Source organism: Psychrobacter sp. TB20-MNA-CIBAN-0197 (assembly GCF_040309765.1).
Taxonomy (GTDB): domain Bacteria; phylum Pseudomonadota; class Gammaproteobacteria; order Pseudomonadales; family Moraxellaceae; genus Psychrobacter; species Psychrobacter submarinus.
In genome coordinates, this window is the sequence record NZ_JBEOPC010001092.1 from 1 (window position 1) to 250 (window position 250).

General features: G+C 52.0%; 1 protein-coding gene. It reads right to left on the reverse strand.

The window, feature by feature from the left end:
* Positions 1–250, reverse strand: a 250-nt coding sequence (locus AAEY83_RS17285) for a YbjQ family protein (RefSeq protein ID WP_351061136.1), incomplete at both ends; no start/stop codon positions are given.

Here is a 250-nt window from a genome sequence, read left to right on the forward strand (position 1 = left end):
GCTAGAGGTCGAAAATCGCAGACCAACGACGGCATCAGCACCGAGTGCTTCGGCTTTTACAATCATGCGATCTATCGCCTCTTGGCGCGACTCTTCTAGTAGCTCAGTATAGGCAGTCAGCTCGCCACCAACGATGTTTTTTAGACTGGCGAACAAGTCCTTACCGACATGCTTTGAGCGCACGGTACTGCCGTAAACCACGTCCAAGCGCTCAGTGATCTGATAGTTGGGCAAGTGCTCAAGATTGGAG